The 21452-nt window shown below is 56.0% G+C and carries 8 protein-coding genes; all 8 read left to right on the top strand.

Annotated features, from left to right (window positions below; genetic code table 11):
- The first annotated feature begins 272 nt into the window (after positions 1-272).
- A complete protein-coding gene (locus ACESLM_RS26755) occupies positions 273-1310 on the top strand; it encodes a LacI family DNA-binding transcriptional regulator (RefSeq protein WP_372636707.1) in 1038 nt (345 codons plus the stop codon).
- A 118-nt stretch (positions 1311-1428) separates the two neighbouring features.
- The gene (locus ACESLM_RS26750; protein ID WP_372636704.1) at positions 1429-2766 is read left to right on the top strand and encodes an ABC transporter substrate-binding protein; all 1338 of its coding nucleotides are present in this window, start codon (positions 1429-1431) and stop codon (positions 2764-2766) included.
- Positions 2767-2879: 113 nt separating this feature from the next.
- On the top strand, positions 2880-3788 hold the full coding sequence (locus ACESLM_RS26745; RefSeq protein WP_094042142.1) for a carbohydrate ABC transporter permease: 909 nt from the start codon (positions 2880-2882) through the stop codon (positions 3786-3788).
- Positions 3778-4602: a carbohydrate ABC transporter permease gene (locus ACESLM_RS26740; protein WP_094042141.1), complete on the top strand. Its 825-nt coding sequence runs from the start codon at positions 3778-3780 to the stop codon at positions 4600-4602. The genes ACESLM_RS26745 and ACESLM_RS26740 overlap by 11 nt, the downstream gene beginning before the upstream one ends.
- A gap of 3 nt (positions 4603-4605) precedes the next feature.
- Positions 4606-8163 carry a glycoside hydrolase family 31 protein gene (locus ACESLM_RS26735; protein ID WP_372636700.1) on the top strand — a complete coding sequence of 1186 codons (3558 nt, stop codon included), beginning with the start codon at positions 4606-4608 and terminating at the stop codon, positions 8161-8163.
- A 110-nt stretch (positions 8164-8273) separates the two neighbouring features.
- A complete protein-coding gene (locus ACESLM_RS26730; RefSeq protein WP_372636696.1) occupies positions 8274-11552 on the top strand; it encodes a TIM-barrel domain-containing protein in 3279 nt (1092 codons plus the stop codon).
- 90 nt (positions 11553-11642) lie between these two features.
- Entirely contained in the window at positions 11643-15503 is a 3861-nt protein-coding gene (locus ACESLM_RS26725; protein WP_372636694.1) for a TIM-barrel domain-containing protein, read from the top strand.
- A gap of 516 nt (positions 15504-16019) precedes the next feature.
- Positions 16020-21452 (top strand): endo-1,4-beta-xylanase (locus tag ACESLM_RS26720; protein ID WP_372636691.1); only part of this gene is annotated, 5433 nt, incomplete at its 3' end.

The raw sequence follows: 21452 nt of genomic DNA, 5'->3' as shown, positions 1-21452 counted from the left end.
CTTTGCCAATCACAACTTCTTTTACGTCATTTTCCGTACACCATTGAACAAATTGCTTGGTCGTTTTATGAATGATATCTTTCAGTTGGCGCTCGCTTTTGCTAAGCATGTAGGCTTCGCCTGGCCGCTATTCATCCCCTCCCTGTAGAGGAAGGGGACTTCTCTCGGAAAGCCGTTAAAGCGCTTACTTTTTTTGTTGACAATTCGCCGAGTTCGCGTATATAGTTATATTAAACGTTTAACCCAAAAGGGGGTCTGATTCGAAAGAGATCATGAGGAAAATTACGATAAAAGACGTAGCCCGCAACGCCGGAGTATCCATCGCAGCCGTATCTTACGTCCTCAACGGCAAAGAGAACAAAGTGTCGCAGGACACGATCGTGAGAATCCACGATTCGATCAAGGAACTGAACTACATTCCCAGCATTACGGCAAGGGGACTGGTCAAGAACACCTCGGAGCTGATCGGCGTCATCATTCCCCAGACGGAGGATCACAAGCAGCTCGTCTTCGAAAACCCGTTTTACAGCGAGATGATCAGCGCGATCGAAGCGGTCGTTCGGGAAGACGGCTACCACATCATTCTCGCGGGCGTCGACAAAGGCAAAACCTATCTCGATATTTCCACCTCGCGCAATCTGGACGGAGCCATTATTATGGGCATTTACTCCGAGCAGCTTTACGAAGAATGCAAGCAGGCGAACATCCCGATCGTGCTTATCGACAGCTACGTGCACGATAACGAGTTCACGAACGTCGGCATCGACGACGAGCTGGGCGGCTACATGGCCACCAAGCATCTGATCGACAACGGGCACCGCAACATCGGGCTGGTCACCGGAATGATCCGCAAGGACGGAGTCGTGGAGAAAAGATTTCTCGGCTACAAGCGAGCCTTGCAGGAGGCCGGTTTGTTCTACAATCCGGATTACGTGTTCGAGAATTCGGTCAGCTACGTGCACGGCCGCAGCTCGGGCGCGCTGATCGCGGAGAAGCACCCGGAAATGACCGGCGTGTTCGCGACGGCGGACATGGTGGCGTTCGGCCTCATCCGCGGCATTAAGGAAGCCGGCAAGGAAGTGCCCAAGGATATATCGGTCATCGGATTCGACGATATCTCGATGGCGCATATGTTTCTGCCGCCGCTGACGACGGTTAAGCAACAGATATTCCTCAAAGGCGAAACCGCCGCGAAGCTGCTGATCGACCAGATCCGCAAGAAGCGCGGAGCGAAGGCGCATGGCAAAAGAACGCACGTCCCGCTTGAGATCGTGGAGCGGGAGACGGTCCGCAATCTGCGCGGGGACTGAGTCAGCGATCAACCGTAAGACCGCCAATCCGGTCGATCGGTGTCGAAAGTTAAACGCTTAAGCAAGCTTGTCCGTGCAACAATCGAATTATCAAATGACGTATAGGGGGATTTATTCGATGAGTAAGACAAGATTATTGAATGCGCTTTCTTTCATTCTCGCAGTTATATTGGTCGCATCTCTGGCCGCCTGCAGCGGCGGCAAATCCAACAACGGCAACGGCAGCGCAAGCCCGAGCCAAGCGTCGCCGAGCGGCTCCTCGTCCCCCCCGGCTTCCAAGGACGAGATCGTGACGGTCAAGTTCGGCAACTTCTCCGGTGCCGGCGACACCGCCAAATATTTGGACCAGATGAAAGCCGAGTTCGAGCAAGCCAACCCGAACATCAAGATCGAGATCGAGACGATCGCTTACGGCGACTACTTCACGCAGATGCAGACCCGGGTAGCGGCGGGTCAAGCGCCGGACGCCTACGAGCTGAACTATGAAAATTTCGTGTCCTATGCGAAGAAGGGCGTGCTGCTTGACCTCAACCCTCTCTTCGACGCGACGCAGTTCGATAAATCGTCCTTGAACGCTCAGGCGCTGAACGCTTTCTCCTCTGACGGCGTGCAGTACGGCATGCCGGGCAGCTTCTCCAACGTCCTGCTGATCTACAACAAGGAGCTGTTCGAGAAAGCGAACGCCGAGCTTCCGACCAAGGACTGGACCTGGAAGGAGTTCGACGACGCGGCCGCGAAGATCCGCGCACTGGATAAGAACACGTTCGGCGTGTTCCAGCCGATTCAGTTCCATGAATTTTACAAGCTGGTTCAGCAGAACAACGGCAGCCTGCTCAACGCCGACAAAACCGCGTTTACCGTCAACACGCCGGAAAACGTGGAAACGCTGCAAAGGCTAGTCGACCGGGTGCGCACGACGAACGTCATGCCGACGCAGGCGCAGCTCAGCGGCGTAGGGGATTGGGATCTGTTCAAAGCCGGCCGTCTCGGCATGATCGTCACCGGCGTATGGGCGTTCTCCGACTTTATGCAGAACATTACGTTCGAGTGGGACGTCGCCGTCGAGCCGGGCAACAAGCAGAAAGCGACGCACTTTTTCTCCAACGGACTGGTCATTAACAAGGACAGCAAAGTCGCCAATGCGGCGTTCGAATGGATCAAGTTCCTCAGCTCGAGCAAGGAAGCGGCGAAAATCCGCGTCGACGCGGGCTGGGAGCTGCCGGCCGTCACCTATCCGGACGTGCTGGAAGCCTACCTGTCGATGACGCCGCCGGCGAACCGCCAAGCCGTGTTCGATTCCCTGGACTACCTCGTCACGCCGCCGGTCATCGAGCAGTTCGGAGAGATGTCGGACATTCTGGGCATTCATCTGACCGCCGCCTCCGAAGGCGCGAAAACCGCGCAGCAGGCGCTCGACGACGCGCAGAAGGAATTGACCGAGAAAATCAAACTGTAAGACGCGTTCGATATTCTAAGACGGCGCGGCTGCCGCCGGATCGTTCGGTCTGATTCAGACGGACGGCCGCGGCCTGGCAGCCGCCGCTTCTTAACGCGAGGTGCTTCGACTTCATGCTCACTCATCGAAACCGGAGAAAATGGCTGACGATCATCCTGTTCCTGCTGCCGTCCTCGATCGGGCTGCTCGTGTTCAGCGTCATCCCGATTTTCTACTCGCTCGTCATCAGCTTCACGGACTGGAACGGGCTCAATCCGTGGAACCTTGCGGCGGGAACGCCCGACTTCCTCGGCTTCGGCAACTTCAAGGAGATCCTGGCGGGCGAGGAGTTCTGGCGCGTACTCAAGAACACGATGTACTATATCGTGCTGTACATTCCGCTTATACTCGTCGCTTCCGTGCTGGCGGCCGTGCTGCTGAACAATACGTATAAGGCAATCGGCCTGTACCGGGTCGTCTTCTTCATCCCGGTGCTCACCTCCTGGGTAGCCGCGGCGCTCATTTGGAAATGGCTGCTCAGCGACGATTACGGTCCGATCAACGCGATTCTCGGGTTCGTCGGCATCGACGGCCCGGCCTGGCTGCAGGACCGGACGTGGGCGATGCCGGGCATCGTGTTCGCCAGCATCTGGAAGGACATGGGCTTCTTCGCGCTCATTATGCTGGGCGGCTTGCAGGGAATCAACCCGACGTATTACGAGGCGGCGAATATCGACGGAGCGAACTTCTGGAGCCGCTTCACGAGAATTACGCTGCCTCTGCTGTCGCCGATGCTCTTTTTCGTACTCGTCATCTGCATTATCAACTCGTTCCAGCTGTTCCCGCAGGTGATGATCATGACGCAGGACGCCGGTCCGTACGGCTCCACGCAGGTGATGGTCGAGCGAATCTACAAATACGCGTTCAAATATTACAAGATGGGGTACGCCTCGTCGTTCTCCTGGATTTTGTTCGTTATCATTTTCGCGTTCACCATCGTACAGATGAAGCTGCAGAGGAAGTGGGTGCATTATGACTCGTAGCCGGTTCGTTCAGCCTCTGCTGTTCTATGTTTTCGCGTCCATACTGGCCGTGTTCGCGCTCATTCCTTTTTTCTGGATGGTTAGCACGTCGCTTAAGAGCAAGGGCGCCCTGATCAGCATTCCGATCGAATGGATTCCGGAGAAAATCTCGTTCGAGGGCTACAGCAAAATTTTCACCGTATTCCCGTTCGCGAAGGCGATCTTCAACAGCTTGTTCATCTCGGTAGCCAGCACGGGAATCGTGCTCGTATCCGCGCTGATGGCCGCTTATGTGTTCGCCAAGATCGAATTCAAGGGCCGTGAAGCCGTGTTTGCCCTGTTCCTGGCGACGATGATGGTGCCCGGCCAGGTGACGATGATTCCGGTGTTCCTCGTGCTGAAGGAATTCCAGCTGCTTAATTCGTTTACGGGGTTACTTCTGCCCAGCGTGTTTAATCCGTTTGCCATTTTCATGCTCAGACAGTTCATCAAGACGATCCACAACGACTTCCTGGACGCGGCGTTTATCGACGGGGCTTCCCAGCCGAACATCTTCCTGCGCATTATCGTGCCGCTGTCGATGCCGATTATCGCGACGCTTGGCATCGTTACGTTCATGGGGGCGTGGAACGATTATTTCTGGCCGTTGATCGTGCTGTCGGACAGGGAATTGATGACCTTGCCGCTGGCGCTGAGCTCGCTTAACGGACAGTACGGCAGCGAGTACAACACCTTGATGGCAGGCAGTTTGATCTCGATGCTGCCGATCATCGTGCTCTACATGTTCGCGCAAGGCTTCTTCAAGGCCGGACTTCAGATGGGAGGAATCAAGTAACCGATGAACAAGACGAGACAGGTGCTGCACGACGCGCTCAGGGACGGGGCGCTTCTCCGGTTCGGCGGAATGAAGAGGGGGATCGTGAGGGAGGTCGGGCCATGGCTGGAAAAGGTTGCGGAGCGAGCGGCCGGTCCGGATTCCTCCCCTCGCGAGCAGGCTTATTGGCTGTGGATCGCCGGGGAATACGTGAACCGCGGCGGGGAACGGGAGTTGATCGAACGTCATTCCGAGCTGATCGAAGCGGCGGTCGCAAGCATCGCCGACAATTGGAGCGCGGCCGATTCGCATTGGCTGTGGGACGAGGAGCGGGACGTCTATCTGAGCAATCTTGCTCTCTATTACGCCGCATTAAGATCGATAGGCAACGTCTATCGATCGGACGCTGCGCAGAAGCTGTGCAAGGATATTCGGGAGGCGACGTTCGCTTCGTTCATGCACGGCAAGCATTTCGTCAGCCGCCAAGGATCGAACGAGGTATGGGCGGACATCGTGGCGGCGGCCGTGCCGTTCGGTCTGCTCAGCGCCGGGGATCTCGCGATGCTGGAGGCGCTCGGACGTCTTGACCCCGATCGGGTCGAAGGGGCCGAGGAGGCGGGGCTGCTGGCCGGCTACTACGGCGAAGTCGGGGCGGTTGGCCGCGCCCGCACGCTGCGCGACCGGGCCGCAGTTCAGTCCGAAGGCGAAGCGAACGCCTTCCTCGCTTGGGCCGAGGACCAGCTTGCGATCAAATCGCCGGGTTTCGTCCCGGGAGAGGCTCAGAATGAGGGGAATGCGGGGAATGCGGGCATACGCTTCATCCATGCGCCGGTCGGCGGGGAAAGTCCGTATCAGGCGGGCAACAACGAACGCTATCCCCGGCTTGTCACCGTTGCGCAGAACGTAGTCATCCGAACTTTCTCCGCGCCATTCCGGCCGGAAGACAACATCGTCCTGGAAGTCGTCGCGGGAGCAAGCGCGCCAACCATGCTGAACATGCAAGCGGTGGAGAACGAGACCGGAGAACAGTATTGGGAAGCGGAGCTCGCGCCGTTCGCGGAGACGGTACAGGTGCGCTACCGGTTCGTTCGTAATCCGGGCGTCGCGGGGGAGGCGTCGGAGTGGTATTCGTTCGAGGTGCTGCGTTGGACGAATCTGTCCAGAGCGACGGGGATTGCGGGGACGGAATCGGGCGGCGCTGCGGTTCGTTTCGAGCCGCTGGCGGAGTCGGGACCGGCGCCTTGCCTGAAGGCGAGGAGTCATCCGAGCGGAGCGGTGTCGTTCCGGCTGGAACTGATCGACGGGGATAACCTCGCCGCGCCGGAGTGGAAGGCGGAAGGAAGCTGCCGCGTCGGAAGCGCGGAGGTGAGCGTGGACGGCGGTCGGTTCGCCGTAAAGGCGTTCGATGAGCAGGGCAATGTGGTATCGGCCAGCTACGGGCAGGATGGAACGGCGCCTTTCCAAGCGTTGATCGATCGGACGGGTTCTGTCTACAAGCTGCGGCTCAACTTCGCTCTGAAGGACAGGGAGCGGTTGTACGGCATGGGAGAGAGATTCGCCCGGATGGAATTCCGCGGCTGCGAACTGGACAATTATGTCTTTAACCAATATAAGGACCAGGGCTTCCGGACGTATATTCCGGTGCCCGTCGTCTACAGCTCCGCCGGATACGGCCTCTATCTGCAAAGCTCGCTCTATTCGGTATTCCGGTTCGGCACCGTTCGCGAGGATCTCATGCAGATCGAGGCGGACGCGGAGCGGGAACGGCAGGCCGTCGATTACTGGCTGTTCTCCGGCAAGCCGCTCGAGCTCGTCGGCACGTTCGCCGAATTGACGGGCAAGCCGAAGCTGCCGCCGAAATGGGCGTTCGGCCCCTGGATGTCCAGCAACAACTGGGACAGCGAGCGGGAAGTGGACGAACAGCTGGCGCGAACGGCGGAGCACGCCATCCCGTCCACGGTCATGGTGCTGGAGCAGTGGAGCGACGAGTCGTCGTTTTACATTTTCAACGATGCGGGGTATGAGACGAAGTCGGGCTCGGAACGATTCGCATACGATGATTTTAGTTTTCCGGCTTGGGGGAGATGGCCGGATCCGCGCAAGCTGGTCGAGAGAATTCACGGGCAGGGCATCCGCGTTCTGCTGTGGCAGGCTCCCGTGATGAAGTTCATGGACGGTATCGCCCACGTCCAGCGAGACGAGGACGAGCGGTTCATGGTGGAGCAGGCGTACGAGGTGCGGCATGCGGACGGCAGCCCGTACCGCATTCCGGATTACGAATGGTTCAGAGGCAGCTTGGTGCCGGACTTCACGAACCCGGACGCCGCGGCCTGGTGGCTCGGCAAGCGTCAATATTTGTTGGAGGATATCGGCATCGACGGCTTCAAGACGGACGGCGGGGAGTGCATCTACGGCTCGGATCTGCAATTCCATGACGGGCGGAGCGGCGCGGAGATGCGCAACGAATATCCGAACAGCTACATCGCCGCGTTCCAGCAATTCGCCGACCGTTATGTGGCCGGAGGGGCGATTACGTTCAGCCGCGCAGGGTATACGGGAGCTCAGGCGATGCCGCTGCACTGGGCGGGCGACGAGAAGTCGACGTTCGAGGCGTTCCGCGCGACGATCGTCGCCGGGCTGAGCTGCGGCATGTCGGGCATTCCGTTCTGGGGCTGGGATCTGGGCGGATTCTCGGGAGACATTCCGACGGCTGAGCTGTATGTCCGTTCGGCTGCGATGGCGGCTTTCTGCCCCGTGATGCAGTATCACGCCGAGAGCAAGGGTCAGTTCAATATGGACCGAACGCCGTGGAACATCGCGGAACGCACGGGACAACCGGAGGTTCTGTCCCTGTACAAGCGGTTCGCCGATATCCGCATGAACCTGCTGCCGTATGTGTGGGAGCAGGCCGAAAAGAGCGCAGCCACGGGATATCCGCTGATGCGCGCGATGCTGCTCGCCTACCCGGACGATGAGAAATGCGCGGAGCTGACGACGCAATACCTGTTCGGAGAAAGCTTGCTCGTCGCTCCCGTGGCGCAGGAGGGCGCCCTGGAGACCGAGGTTTATTTTCCGCAGGGTCGTTGGCTGTCGCTGTTCGATTCGGAGATCGTCGTCGGTCCGCGGACGGATACGGTCGAAGCCGGATGGTCGGACATTCCGGTCTATCTGAGGGAGAACGCCGTCGTGCCGCTGAATCTCGGCGCTGCCCGCGAGCTGGCCGACGACGTGGGAAACGCGGTAGACCGCTATGCGAATCTAACCTTGATGATCTACGCGACGGACAGTCTGGTCTATCGCTTCAAGGACGAATCGGGCTGCGCCGTTGGCCTGACCGTCTCCAAGAACGGCGCATCGGTAGAGGCACGGGTCGAAGTGCAAGGCGGCGATGCTCCGGTAACGCTCCTGTTCCGGGGATTAGAGCGGCAAGCCGTTAAGGTGACGGAGGAAGGGCAAAGCTGGCGGCGCGCGGATGCGGCGGGCGATCTGTCCGCGGGAAGCTGGCTTGCCGGAACGGGCGAGGCGCTTATCTGTGCGGGACAGGGCGACTATGTTTTCACGATAGAGTTGGGCCAACAATAAGCCGGCGCAGCCGGTCCATGAAAGGAGGTGATGCCCGGGCTTGGCATCTTGGGAGAGCTGTAATCGATAGACCCGCAGCTTACAATCCATTTTAGCGAGGAGCGAGAATGATGACGAACAGATTGATGAGGTTCAGAAGGCGGCTTGCTTATCCGGTGATGGCTTTGCTGTTGTTTTTGTCTTCCGTTCCGAGTGCGTTCGCGATCGATGGAGTATGGCACAGCCCGTACGGACTGGAGGACCGTTACGTCGCGGAAGTGACGGAGCGTTATCCGCAGGACCCGGTCGCGGGAGAAAACGTGTATATCAAGCTCAAGACTTGGCCGATCGAACCCGGACAAGCCGTCTGGGTCACGTGGACGAAGAACGGCGTGCCCCAATCCGTCATTAACGGCTCATGGCAGTACAACAGCGGCGGAGATACGTATTGGGAAGTCGCGCTGGGCAGCTTCGCGAAAGGCGATGTCATTAACTATACGGTTCGCGCCGACCAGTACGGCACGAATCAGAAGACGGTAGGTCCGTTCGAGTTCACGGTTACGGGCTGGGAGTCGGTAGCCAGCGTGAGCGGCTATACGGACAACTCCGACCGCGTCGTGTTCGACGCGGTGCCGGATACGGGAACGTTGTCGCCCAAGCTGAACATCTCGTTCGCCGCGGACGACGTGTTCCGGGTGCAGCTGTCCCCGACGGGCGCCGGCAGCTTCGATGTCGGGCTGTCCAATTATACGCTGACGGATCACGGCGCGTATTATACGGTGGCAACGTCCGAGCTCGTGCTGAGAGTGGACAAGTCCCCCTTCAAGCTAAGCGTCTACGAGGAGGACGGGACGACGCTCATCACGAGGCAGTACGACAGCACGATTAACCGGAATATGGCGTGGCTGACGGACGGCAACGCCATTATCGACAAGGTCGAGGACCATTTCTACTCCCCGTCCGACGAGAAGTTTTTCGGCTTCGGCGAACGGTACGACAACTTCGACAAGCGGGGAGAGGACATCGAGACCTACATCTACAACCAATACCTCAACCAGAACGAAAGAACCTACCTCGCGATCCCCTTCTTTATCAGCTCCAGAGGCTACGGCATTCTCGCCAACAGCACCTACTACTCCAAGTTCAAAATGGCGACGGTTCGCTCCGATATGTACGGATTCACGGTAGATACGGGCGGAAGCGCGAACTCGATGCTCGATTACTATTTTTATTCCGGAGACGATCTGAAGGACGTTATCGACAATTATACCGATACGACGGCCAAGCCGACGCTGATGCCCAAATGGGGCTTCGGCCTGTGGCTGTCCGCCAACGAATGGGACCGTCAGTCGGAAGTCGACGGCGTGCTGAGCAATCTGAGCGCGTATAACATTCCGGCGACGACTCTCGTGCTGGAGCAGTGGAGCGACGAGGAGACGTTCTATATTTGGAACGATTCCACCTACACGCCGAAGGCCGGCAGCGACGCTTTCTCCTCGAGCGATTTCACCTATGGCGCCAAATGGCCTGACCCGGAAGGGATGGTCGACGACATTCACGCCGCCGGGTTGAAGGTGCTGCTCTGGCAGACGCCGGCAATCAAGCATACGGGCTCTCCGTACGCGCAGAAGGATAACGACGAGGCCTATATGATCTCGCAAGGCTACGCGGTAGGAGACGGGTTCGGCGGCGCGTACAAAACCCCGGACGGCTGGTTCGGAAGCAGCCCGATTCTGGATTTCACGAACTCCGCGGCCGTGAATTGGTGGATGTCGAAGCGCGCCTACCTGTTCGACGACATCGGCATCGACGGCTTCAAGACGGACGGCGGGGAGCTGGTATGGGGCAAAAATACGACGTTCTCCAACGGCAAGAAAGGCGACGAGATGCGGAATCTGTATCCGAATCTGTATATCGGCGCTTATTACGACTACGCCAAGTCCAAGCGCGGGGAGACGATCTCGTTCAGCCGGGCCGGCACGACGGGCGTCGGCGCGTACCCGGCGTTCTGGGCGGGCGATCAGGAGTCGACCTTCGGCACGATCAAGCAGTCGATTCTGGCGGGCTTGACCGCGAATATGTCCGGCGTCCCTTATTGGAGCTGGGACCTCGGCGGCTTTACGGGAACGTTCCCTTCCTCGGAGCTGTACAAGCGTTCGGTGGAAATGGCCGTATTCGCGCCGGTCGTCCAGATTCACTCGGAGAAATCCAACCCGCCGGTCAACGAGGAGAGAACGCCGTGGAACGTGCAGACGCGGAGCGGGGACGGCACGGTCATCAGTCACTTCGCCAAGTATATGAACATCCGGATGAACCTGCTTCCTTATATCTACAGCGAAGCGACGAAGACGAGCGCCACCGGCGTGCCGCTCATGAGAGCGATGTTCCTGGAATATCCGGACGATGCGAACTCTTACGATCCGAATTATCAATATCAGTATTTGTTCGGGGATAACCTGCTCGTAGCGCCGATCGTGGATCAAGGCGTCACGAACAAGGATATCTATCTTCCGGAAGGAGAATGGATCGACTTCTTCTACGGAGCCGCAAGACCGGGCGAACGGCAAATCTCCTACTATGCGGACGTCGACAGCATCCCGGTATTCGTGAAATCCGGAGCTATTATCCCGATGAACCTCAATTCGAACTACGCGCTGGGAGGCACGATCGGCAACAGTCTGACCAGCTATACGAACCTGACCTTCCGGGTATACCCCGACGGCAGCACGTCCTATGATTGGAACGACGACATCGGCGGCTCCGTCAAGACGATCGTCTCCGACGAGGAGTACGACTTGAACCGGGTCACCGTGACGCTTCCGGCGATCAGCACCGCGAGTACGCTGCAGGTATACACGACGAAGCCGTCTTCCGTCACGGTCGGAGGCTCCGGGCTTACCGAGTACGGCAGCTTGAGCGCGCTGAATTCCAGCTCGCAAGGCTGGTATTACAGCGCTTCGGAGAAATTCGTTTACGTGAAAGTCGCTTCCGGCGGGTCCACCCGCACCGTCGTGTTGAACGGCGTCCACAAGTCGGAGTACGAAGCCGAATACGCGACGCAGGTAAACGTGTCTACGAATACGAACCATACGGGCTATATCGGAACCGGATTCGTAGACGGATTCGCCAGCACAGGGGATGCGGTACTGTTCGATGTGTACGTGGATGCGGCCGGCTCCTATGATGTCGACTTCAAATACAGCTCCGCGGCCGGCACGGCTTCCAGGCAAATCTACGTGAACGGCGCGAACATTCAGACGCTCTCGATGCCCGCGACGGCGAACTGGGATACTTGGGGGACGGCGACGGCGACCCTCACTCTGAATGCCGGGCATAACGAGATTTGGCTGCAGTACGATCACGGCAATTCGCTAGGCATCAATCTGGACAACATGACGATCAAGGAATAGGAAACAGGAATCAGGAATCAGGAATAACGAAGCCCGCGTCACGATCCGAATGGCGAGAGTTCATCCAATAGGAGAGGTGGGTATGTTCTGATGATCCGAAAAATGATCGGAAAGAAGTTTAGGAATGGGTTTCTCTTTACGCTGATGTTCAGCTTGGTATTGTCGGTTATGGCCGTCTATCCGCCGGCGAAGACAAGCGCGTACGTCAGCGCTCTGGGCAATGTGATCGGCGCGTCCGTAACGGGAGACGCGCTCACGCTGACCATCGACAACGGCGCCGAGCCGAACGACGACATTCTGGAAATATTGGCGGCGGACCTCAACATTCTGAAAGTGAATTACCGGCCGAACGGCGTCGCTTCGAGCGCCAGTACGCCGATGATCGATCCGAACAGGACGTGGAGCGCGGTAGGGGCGACGATCGATACGTCGGGAGATCCGATTGTGATCACGACCTCCGAGATGAGAATCGAGATCGCCAAAACTCCGGCAAGGATGACGGTCAAGAAAGCCGACGGAACAACGCTGCTATGGGAGCCGTCCGGAAGCGGCGTCTTCTACGACGGAGTAAGGTTCCAGCATTCGACGGGGCACAATATGTACGGAATTCGCAGCTATAACGCCTTCGACGGCGAGGGCGACATTTTGCGGAACGATAGCGATCATGCGGCCCATGCCGGAGAGCAGGGCGACGCGGGAGGCCCGTTCATCTGGTCGACGGCCGGCTACGGCGTTCTGGTCGACAGCGACGGCGGGTATCCGTACACGAACTCGACTACAGGACAGCTGGAATTTTACTATGGAGGAACGCCTACGGAAGGACGACGCTACTCCAAATCGAACGTGGAGTACTATATCATGCTGGGAGATCCCTATCAGATCATGGGCGCATATGCGAAGATCAGCGGAGCGGCTCCGCTCATGCCGAAGTGGTCGCTCGGATTCAGCAATTTCGAGTGGGGCATCGATCAGGACGAGTTGGAGGAGATGGTCGAGCACTACCGGGCGAAAAATATACCCATAGACGGTTACGCGCTGGATTACGATTGGAAAAAGTACGGCGAGAATCATTACGGGGAGTTTAAGTGGAATACGGGGAATTTCCCCGACGCGTCCACGAATGCGCTCAAGAGCGACATGGACGCCAAAGGGATCAAGCTGATCGGCATTACGAAGCCGCGCGTCGTTACGCTGGATTTCGGCAACAACCGGACGGATCAGTACTATGACGCGCAAGCGGGCGGTTACTGGTATCCGGGGCATTCCGAGTATACGGACTATTTTATTCCCGTTACGGTTCGCAGCGTCGATCCTTACCATTCGAGCGCCCGAACGTGGCTGTGGCAGAACTCCGAGGACGCGCTCGACAAAGGCATCGTCGGATGGTGGAACGACGAGACGGACAAAGTCTCTTCGGGCATGGCGCAATATTGGTTCGGGAACTTCATGACCGGCCATTGGTCGCAGGCGTTCTACGAAGGCCAGCGGGCGTACACCGACGACGCGCTCCGGGTATGGCAGACGGCCCGCACGTACTATCCGGGCGCTCAACGCTACGCGACGACGCTGTGGTCGGGAGACATCGGCATTCAGTTTCAGAAGGGCGAGCACGTCTCTTGGGCTGCGGGGATGAAGGAGCAGCGCGCCGTCATGCTGAGCTCGGTCAATCTGGGGCAGGCCAAGTGGGGAATGGATGCCGGCGGCTTCAACCAAGAGAATGGAACGATCGGCAATCCGACGCCGGAGCTGTACGCCAGATGGCTGCAGTTCGCGGCGATGACCCCGGTGTTCCGGGTGCACGGCAACTACAACCAGCAGCGGCAGCCTTGGTATTACGGGTCGACCGCGGAGGAAGTCAGCAAGAGCGCCATTCAATTCCGCTACTCCCTCCTGCCTTATCTGTACGCCTATGAGCGGAAGGCGTACGAGAACGGAGTCGGGCTGGTCCGGCCGCTCGCGTTCGATTATCCGGCGGATGCCAACGTCGCGAATCGAACGGACGCCTGGATGTTCGGGGACTGGCTCATGGCCGCTCCGGTCGTCGACAAGCAGCAGAAGAGCAAGGCGATTTATTTGCCGGCGGGGACATGGACCGACTACTTCCGGGGCGTCACTTACACGGGAGGACAGACGATCCACTATCCGCTGAACTCCGAGAGCTGGACGGACATCCCGGTGTTTATCAAGCAGGGAGCGATCATCCCGTCGCAGCAAGCGCAGGATTACGTCGGTCAACGGGTCGTCGATACGGTCAACGTCGACGTATTCCCTTCCTCGACGGCAACCTCTTTCGCTTATTACGAGGATGACGGCACGACGTACGATTACGAAGGCGGAGCGACCTTCGAGCAGACGTTGACCGCTCAAGACAACGGCGGAAGCGGATACTCGTTCTCCGTCGGAGCGAAATCGGGAACGTATGTGCCGGACGTCGATTACTATCTGGTGAAGCTTCACGGCAAAGCCAGCACAGGTGCGACGCTGAACGGCAGCGCGCTGAGCTCCTACGCCGATCTGAACGCGTTGAAAGCTGCAGGAGGAGAAGGCTGGAGTACGGGCAGAGACGTGTATGGTCTGGTCACCTACGTCAAGGTGGCTGCGGCAGCGGGCTCGGCCAAGAATATCGTCGTGACCGGCAACGGAAGCGTCGCGTCGACTGCCTATCCATACGAGGCGGAGGAGGCATCCTTGTCCGGGGACACAACGGGTACGATGGCCGGCGTCAATACGAACCATTCCGGTTATGCCGGCAGCGGGTTCGTAGACGGCTTGGATGCTTCCGGAGCGGCGGCAACGTTCTACGCGGACGTTCGCACGGGCGGAGACTACGAGGTGGCCCTCCGCTATGCCAACGGGACCGGATCGGCCAAGACGATCGGTATTTTCGTCAACGGAGCGCGCGTGAAGACGACGTCGCTCGGTCATCTGGCGAATTGGGATACGTGGGCGACGCAGACGGAGACGCTGCCTCTCATGGCGGGGCGCAATGCGATTACGTACAAGTACGATGCCGGCAGCGGGGATACCGGCAACGTGAACCTGGATTATATCGAGGTGCCATTCAACCCGATCCAGGCCAAGTACGAGGCGGAGAGCGCCAAGCTGTCCGGCGGCGCCTCTACGAACGAGGACCATTGGTTCTACTCGGGCTCGGCATTCGTAGACGGCTTCGGTTCGTCGGGGGCTTCGGCCGAATTCCAGGTGGAAGTTCCGAGCGCCGGCAGCTACGAGGTCGCGCTAAGGTATGCCAACGGCTCGGGCTCGACGAAGACGGTCAGCCTATTCGCCAACGGCGTAAAGGACAGTCAGCTCAGCTTGCCCAGCCCGTCCGTGAATTGGAACGTCTGGCAGGACAAGAAGGAAACGGTCAGCTTGAACGCAGGTACGAACATCGTAGCGGTCAAGTACGATACGGGAGATACGGGCGGCGTCAATCTGGATCGCATATTGGTCTCGCCCACGGCTACGGTTCCAGCCGCTTCGGAGACGAATATGCTCGACAATCCCGGCTTCGAGCGGAATACGGCATTTAATAGCAACTGGACCGAGTGGCATCCCGGAGGACAGGCGCTTGCCTACGGCATCGACAGCGGCAAAGGAACGAATCCGCCGGAAGCGCCTTCGACCGGGTGGCAGCGAGCGTATTTCTACGCTCCCGGGGCATACAAGCAAAGCATTCATCAAGAGGTGGCCGTCCCCGTCAACAATGCGAACTACAGATTCGAAGCGCGAGTACGGCTGAGCAATACCGCTCCGACGACGGCGCGCGCCGAAATTTCCAATCACGGCGGCAGCGCGCAGTATTACAATATTTCTAACGACGGCGTATGGAAGACGATCCGCATCGATAACATCTATGTCACTTCCGGAGTCGTCGACGTCGGCTTCTATGTCGACTCACCCGGCGGTACGACGCTGCACATGGACGATGTTCGTCTGACTCTGCAATAAGTAGCTTCGGGAAAACCTCAGTCTCCTTCGGTTCCACAGGAGGCTGAGGTTTTTTTCTGCGTTTGAGCAATTTTACGTACGGCGGCCGCCTCTTTACGGTCTGGCATGCAGCAACTACATGACTTAGCGTCTCGGCCTGCTGTTGCCCATTCACATCAGGATTACCGGAGAAGATGGGAGCATCAGTTGCCTCTTCTGGTGGAGCGCTTCTGGCAGGACATCCTGAGCCAGTCGGCGTCGCTTCAACCGAACTCGTTGCAAAACGGCGTACCGACAGGAAACCGGCGGAATATCGCGCCTTGATCGGTGAGGCCTGGAGAAACCAATCGCTGCCAGAAACCGATTTTTGATGGAGATACACATTTAATCTGTGAATTGTAACCGTATTCAAGAAAGCGCTAACATAGATGTATCCGTTCCTGCAGCGGCATTTTGTTTCGGGATTGCAGCTCGGAAGCGTTAAAGAGTAGTGGCAACGTAAGCGCCCGATCTAAGAAATGGAGGGAAATTTAACCGATGTCACAGTCAAAGCCAATGTCAAAGCCAATCAACAGAATGCTCGCGTTTCTCTGTTGCTTGGTAATGCTGTTAACACCGGCGCCTACCGGCGCTGCCGCCAACCTGGGCAACAGCGAAATCGCCGACGAAGCATTCGGGATAAACGACGCTTCTGTAAGCACGCTGTCAGCAACGCAAGCGACCGCCAGCTTTGGTACGCCTAAGTTAGGTGTTAATGACGGATTATGGGATACGACGATGCTCCTTTCCGTAGACCAAAGCACCATTCCCGGCGACCTGCGCTCGCACGCCACCGGCGAGGGCAGAGTGCTATGGGATGAAGATTTTCTGTACGTGCGCGTTGTTGTCACAGACGAGGATGTGTATGGAAGCTCAGTCGCCAGCAATCATCATATGTACGACAGTGTCGAGCTCTTCGTCGGACCGGGAGCAAACGGAGCTAATCAGTGGCGTATAAACGCCGGGGGTTCTCTATCCGGACAAACCGCCAGCGGTAGGGATTCATGGACAGAAATAACCGAAACAGGATATATCGTTGAAATGAAGATTCCAAAGCGGGAACTTACGTTCGCCAGCGATGCTCTGATTACATTTGAAATCGGGATGAACAATTCCACAGCGGCAGGGAACGACCGATACGAGGTCGTATCTTGGTACGGCGAACCTGACAGAGGCTATAGCAGCCACTCGGGTTTTACGGACAGTCTGAAGTTAATTGGCGGCGAGGGAGTCGTCAGGCATTTAATTAAAGCCTCGTCAGGCGACAACGGTACGATTGCGCCTTCCGGTTTGGTTAGAGTTGGAGCAGGGAGCAGTCAGGAATTTGTCTTCTTCCCGGCGCTCAATTATATCGTTGATGAACTGACGGTGAACGGGCAGACGGAATCGGTTACCGGCAACAGCTATACTTTTACCGACGTAGTCACTTCCGAACAAGAAATACACGTAACATTTAAACCGGATCCAAGCGCTTCGGTTTTTGACTTCACCGTTTGGAACGATAATTTTGCCACCGGTGAATTCACCACGGCTGTTATTATTGACTTAGGCGAAGGTGAGGCAATCCACAGTTCCGAGCTCGATCAGTCCATGTTCTCCGTTACAGGCAAGAACATGAGGGGCAGCGATGTGGCGTTTAATGAAACCCGCAAAATTAAAAGGATATACGCAAACGTAGAGCCTAAAGTGCTCGGTTATCTAGGCGAGGTTAGAAACTCACCGGATTATCAAGCGGGACTCGAAAAGGGCCGTTACATTGTCATCGAGTTTGAATGGACACAAGGCGGCGGAATTGGGACATTGGCTAATTCCAACTCCACAACGCAACACTACAGCGTAATCGCTACACAAAGTTTCAATTTGGTTAGCGGAGGCGCCATTGTTAAAGCGGTATTTGTCCAGAAAGAGGTTGTCAACCCGCTCATAGACCAGTTTGAGGCCGGTCCGGTGATAGACGGTGCAAGTCTAGGTTACACACGCTACCTTCACAAGGACGCGAGTGGCAATCCGCAAAAGGGACTTCCACTTTACGTATACACCCATGGCATGTCGCGTGGAGGCGAAAACCCTGCTCTTGATCTTTTTTCACCGCTAAAATCAGCAAATGGCGCGATTGCCCTGATGCAACGAATAGAGAAAAACCCCGAAAAGTACGCCAGCCATATCCTGGCGCTCCGGTATACAGGCACATCCGTTCCGGCACCGGCCACTGTCAAGAAATATATTGACGAATGGGTCGAAGAAGGATGGGTAGATCCGAACCGTATTTATGCGGCGGGCTTCTCTTGGGGCGGCCAGTACACGAATAGATTAATCAACGAAATACCCGGATTGTTCGCGGCTGCCATGCCAATGGCTCCGGTTTCGGGATTTCCCACAGTGACTAATGCGGAAGCTAACGCTCAACTGGCTTATTGGATGTTTGTCAATGAGTATAATACCGGCACCAATAACAATTATGTTAATAATCTCAATAGTTTCGTAAGCACCGCCATGCCGTCTTATGACAACGCAAGGGTCACGCTGTTCAAAAACACGAATGACGCGTTTGTATGGCCCTACGATCAATGGCCCAAATCGGCGGAGCCTCTTCAGGACTATGTCGGGCATGAAGTAGAAGCCGCGGTTTTGTATAACAAAATCGATGAGCCCTCCAATTCTTGGAACATTAAGCCAACCGCCCAATCTGCGAAATTAGGGAATTGGAATGAGGATTATTCTGACGTATTCGAATGGATGTACGCTCAGTCCAAGGGCTCTGGAGAGCCGAAAATCACTGTTGTATACGATATGCAGAATGATAGCGCTATTAAAGGTGAAGCTGGAGATACCGTTGTTACCGCGTTTGATGGTTTACAGATCAATGGTTCACCCACCGTTACCATTAAAGACGGCGATAACGGCAAGAAATCGCTCTTAGTGACTGGAAGAACGCAGAACTACTTCGGAGTGGATATAAAAGGTTCTCTCTTTACCGATCTTGATGAGAAATATACGATTACGGTCAAAGGTCACCTTCCCGCCGGTGTTTCCACAAGCAACGCCATCCTGCAAGCTACGGGAGACAAGACCGACTCAGGTCAATACTATGCGTGGTTGGTAAATAGGGCGGTTGCCGCAGGCGACAGCTTTGAACTAACGATGACTAAAAGCATCAACGAGATCATCAATGAAAACGGCAAGGACTTTGTCAGGTTGCAGATTCAATTACAGGAAGCCAATAAAGACTTCTATATTGATGATATTACCGTCACTATTGAAGAAACCGACAGTGGGAATAACAACGTACTGTTCTACGAAGATTTCGAGGATTATGAGGACACCTTCGTAAAAGACGGCGACGTTGCGGATGTGGCGGTCTCTACCGATGTTGCGTCTAACGGCACACGCAGCCTGTTGGTTGACTCGCCGTCGTCTTCGCAAGACTACGCCGGTGTTGTCCTCAACAACGATAAGCTTGAAGCGCCGGGTATGCAACCTACAGGTAAATATCGCTTTACTGCGAAGGTTTATGCCGCAGGCCCGGAAACGGGAACTCCAGCAATCGGAATACGCGTGGATTCGACTACAAACGGTTCTGATTCATGGGGGGGTATATTTAGCCAAAGATTTAATCTGACACGCGGGCAATGGACCGGAATTTCGTTTGACTTTGAGGTTCCGGAAAACCACGAGAAAGTCAAAAGAATAGCATTTATCAATGCCGCCGGACAAACAGGGCTCAAGTATTATATTGACGATGTTAAGTTGGAGGTTTTAAGAGTGCCTGTTCCAATTGTACCGCCGGAGTGGCAGAGCGGATTGCCTTCGCTCTATGAAGCCTACGAAGATGACTTCCTGTTCGGTAATATCATGGAGCCTGGAACCTTGAATAATACCGGAACTCTCGACATGTATAAGCATCATTACAATGCGGTATCGGCAGAGAATGCGATGAAGCCGGAGAGTTTGGTGAATAATAACAGGGAGTATAACTTCGAAAATGCGGACAAATTGGTAGATTGGGCACTCGCTAACCAGATTAAAGTTCACGGACATACACTGGTATGGCATGCCCAGTCGCCGACCTGGCTGACGAGAAATGCTTCCGGCCAACCGCTTACCCGTGCGGAAGCGAAGGCGAATCTGGAAGAGTATATCCATACCGTCGCAGGGCATTACAAAGGCAAAGTCATTTCCTGGGATGTGGTTAACGAAGCCGTTTCAGGCGGATCGAATTCTCCATGGAAGCAAGCCTATGCAAATGGAGCGGATACAGCTAAAGGCGAAGAAGGCGACGATTACTTCTACGACGCGTTTGTATTCGCCCGTCTGGCCGATCCGGGAGCTACCTTGTATTACAACGATTTCAATGAACATCTCTCTCCAAATCGTCAGCAAATCTATAATTTGGTTAAAAAATATAACGACCGTTGGAAAGAGGATGTTCGGAATACGGATCAGGATCGTTTGCTTATCGAAGGGATCGGTATGCAGGCGCACTACTGGACCGGTGAGAGCAGCTCTCTTATTGATAACGTAACTACAGCGATTGATCTATACAGAACACTTGGCGTTAAGATTAGCGTGTCTGAGCTGGACATTCCGGCAGGAAATGCCGGCACAACAAAGACGGCTACCGACGCGGAGAAGAAAACCCAAGCTATTCTATACGCGCAGCTATTCGAACTGTACAAGAAAAATGCGGATATCATTGAGCGTGTGACACTGTGGGGCAGAGAAGATTCAAGCAGTTGGCGCGGCGGCAACAACGGCGATGCTTCGCCATTGCACTTTGATAACAAACTTCAGTCAAAACCGGCTTTCCAGGCCATATTGGATCCGGCAAAATTTTTAGAAAACACGGAGCTTCCGGAAGTGTATGTGCCCCCGACAGCTAACGCTGTGTATGGTACGCCTGATCTGGGCACGAACGATACGGCTTGGGCAACAGCTCCGGTTATCAACGCGAACAAACAAGCCGTGGGTAAAGCGAATGCAACAGGAAAAGTTAAAGTTCTGTGGGATGAGCAAAACATCTACGTTCGTGTAGAGGTAACCGACAATCAGATTGATGTTAGCTCGGCAAATGCGTGGGAGAGGGACTCCGTTGAGGTGTTTCTAAGCGAAACCAACTTTAGGGGAAGCTATAGCGGAACGGAGGGCAACCAGTACCGTGTGGATGCCGATGGCGGAACCTCTCAAAAAACAAATGTAACAGGCTGGGGCATCGATTCGGGAGAGGGTTATTCCTTTGCTGAGCGCACAAGCTATGGCTATCTTGTGGAAATGAAACTCCCATGGCGTGCAGCCGCCGCTCCGGCAGAGGATAGGGTTGTCGGTTTTGATATTCAAATCAATGATCCGCCTCCTGCTGCCAGCAGACCGCAAGTCACTTGGAGCGATCCCGATGCCAATAGTTATAACTCAAGCCTCAATTGGGGCAATCTCAAGCTGGTAGGACAACAAAGCTCTTCCTATACCGTGACGGTTGTTAACGGAACAGGAAGCGGCAATTATAACCTGGGCGAACCGGTCCAGATCACAGCAACAATCCCTGTCGGAAAGACATTTGTCAGATGGGACATTAACCCGGACGTGACATTTACAAACGGCAGCAATACCAGCGGAACGGCAACGTTCACAATGCCAGCGAATAACGTTACGGCGAAAGCGGTATTTAAGGACTCCGCCGTTAGCACGGGGCCGTCACCGTCACAACCTTCAACAGCGACACCATCGACACCATCGGTACCATCGGCACCAAACGATTTGATAACGCCGAATGATATTTCGTCAGGTATTACGATTGCGGATGGCCAAGTCGGCGCAGTTGTTGAAGCGAATCAGTTGAATAAAATGATCGGCAGTAAAAGTGAGCTTGTGATTACCAACAGACGTTATCAAGCAAGCTTTGCCGCCGGGCAGCTGAAGGAATGGGGACTTAAAGAG

This window comes from Cohnella sp., from assembly GCF_041641335.1.
GTDB lineage: Bacteria > Bacillota > Bacilli > Paenibacillales > Paenibacillaceae > Cohnella.
The sequence above is the reverse complement of the archived record's forward strand: the minus strand, read 5'-3'. Positions and strand labels throughout refer to the sequence as shown.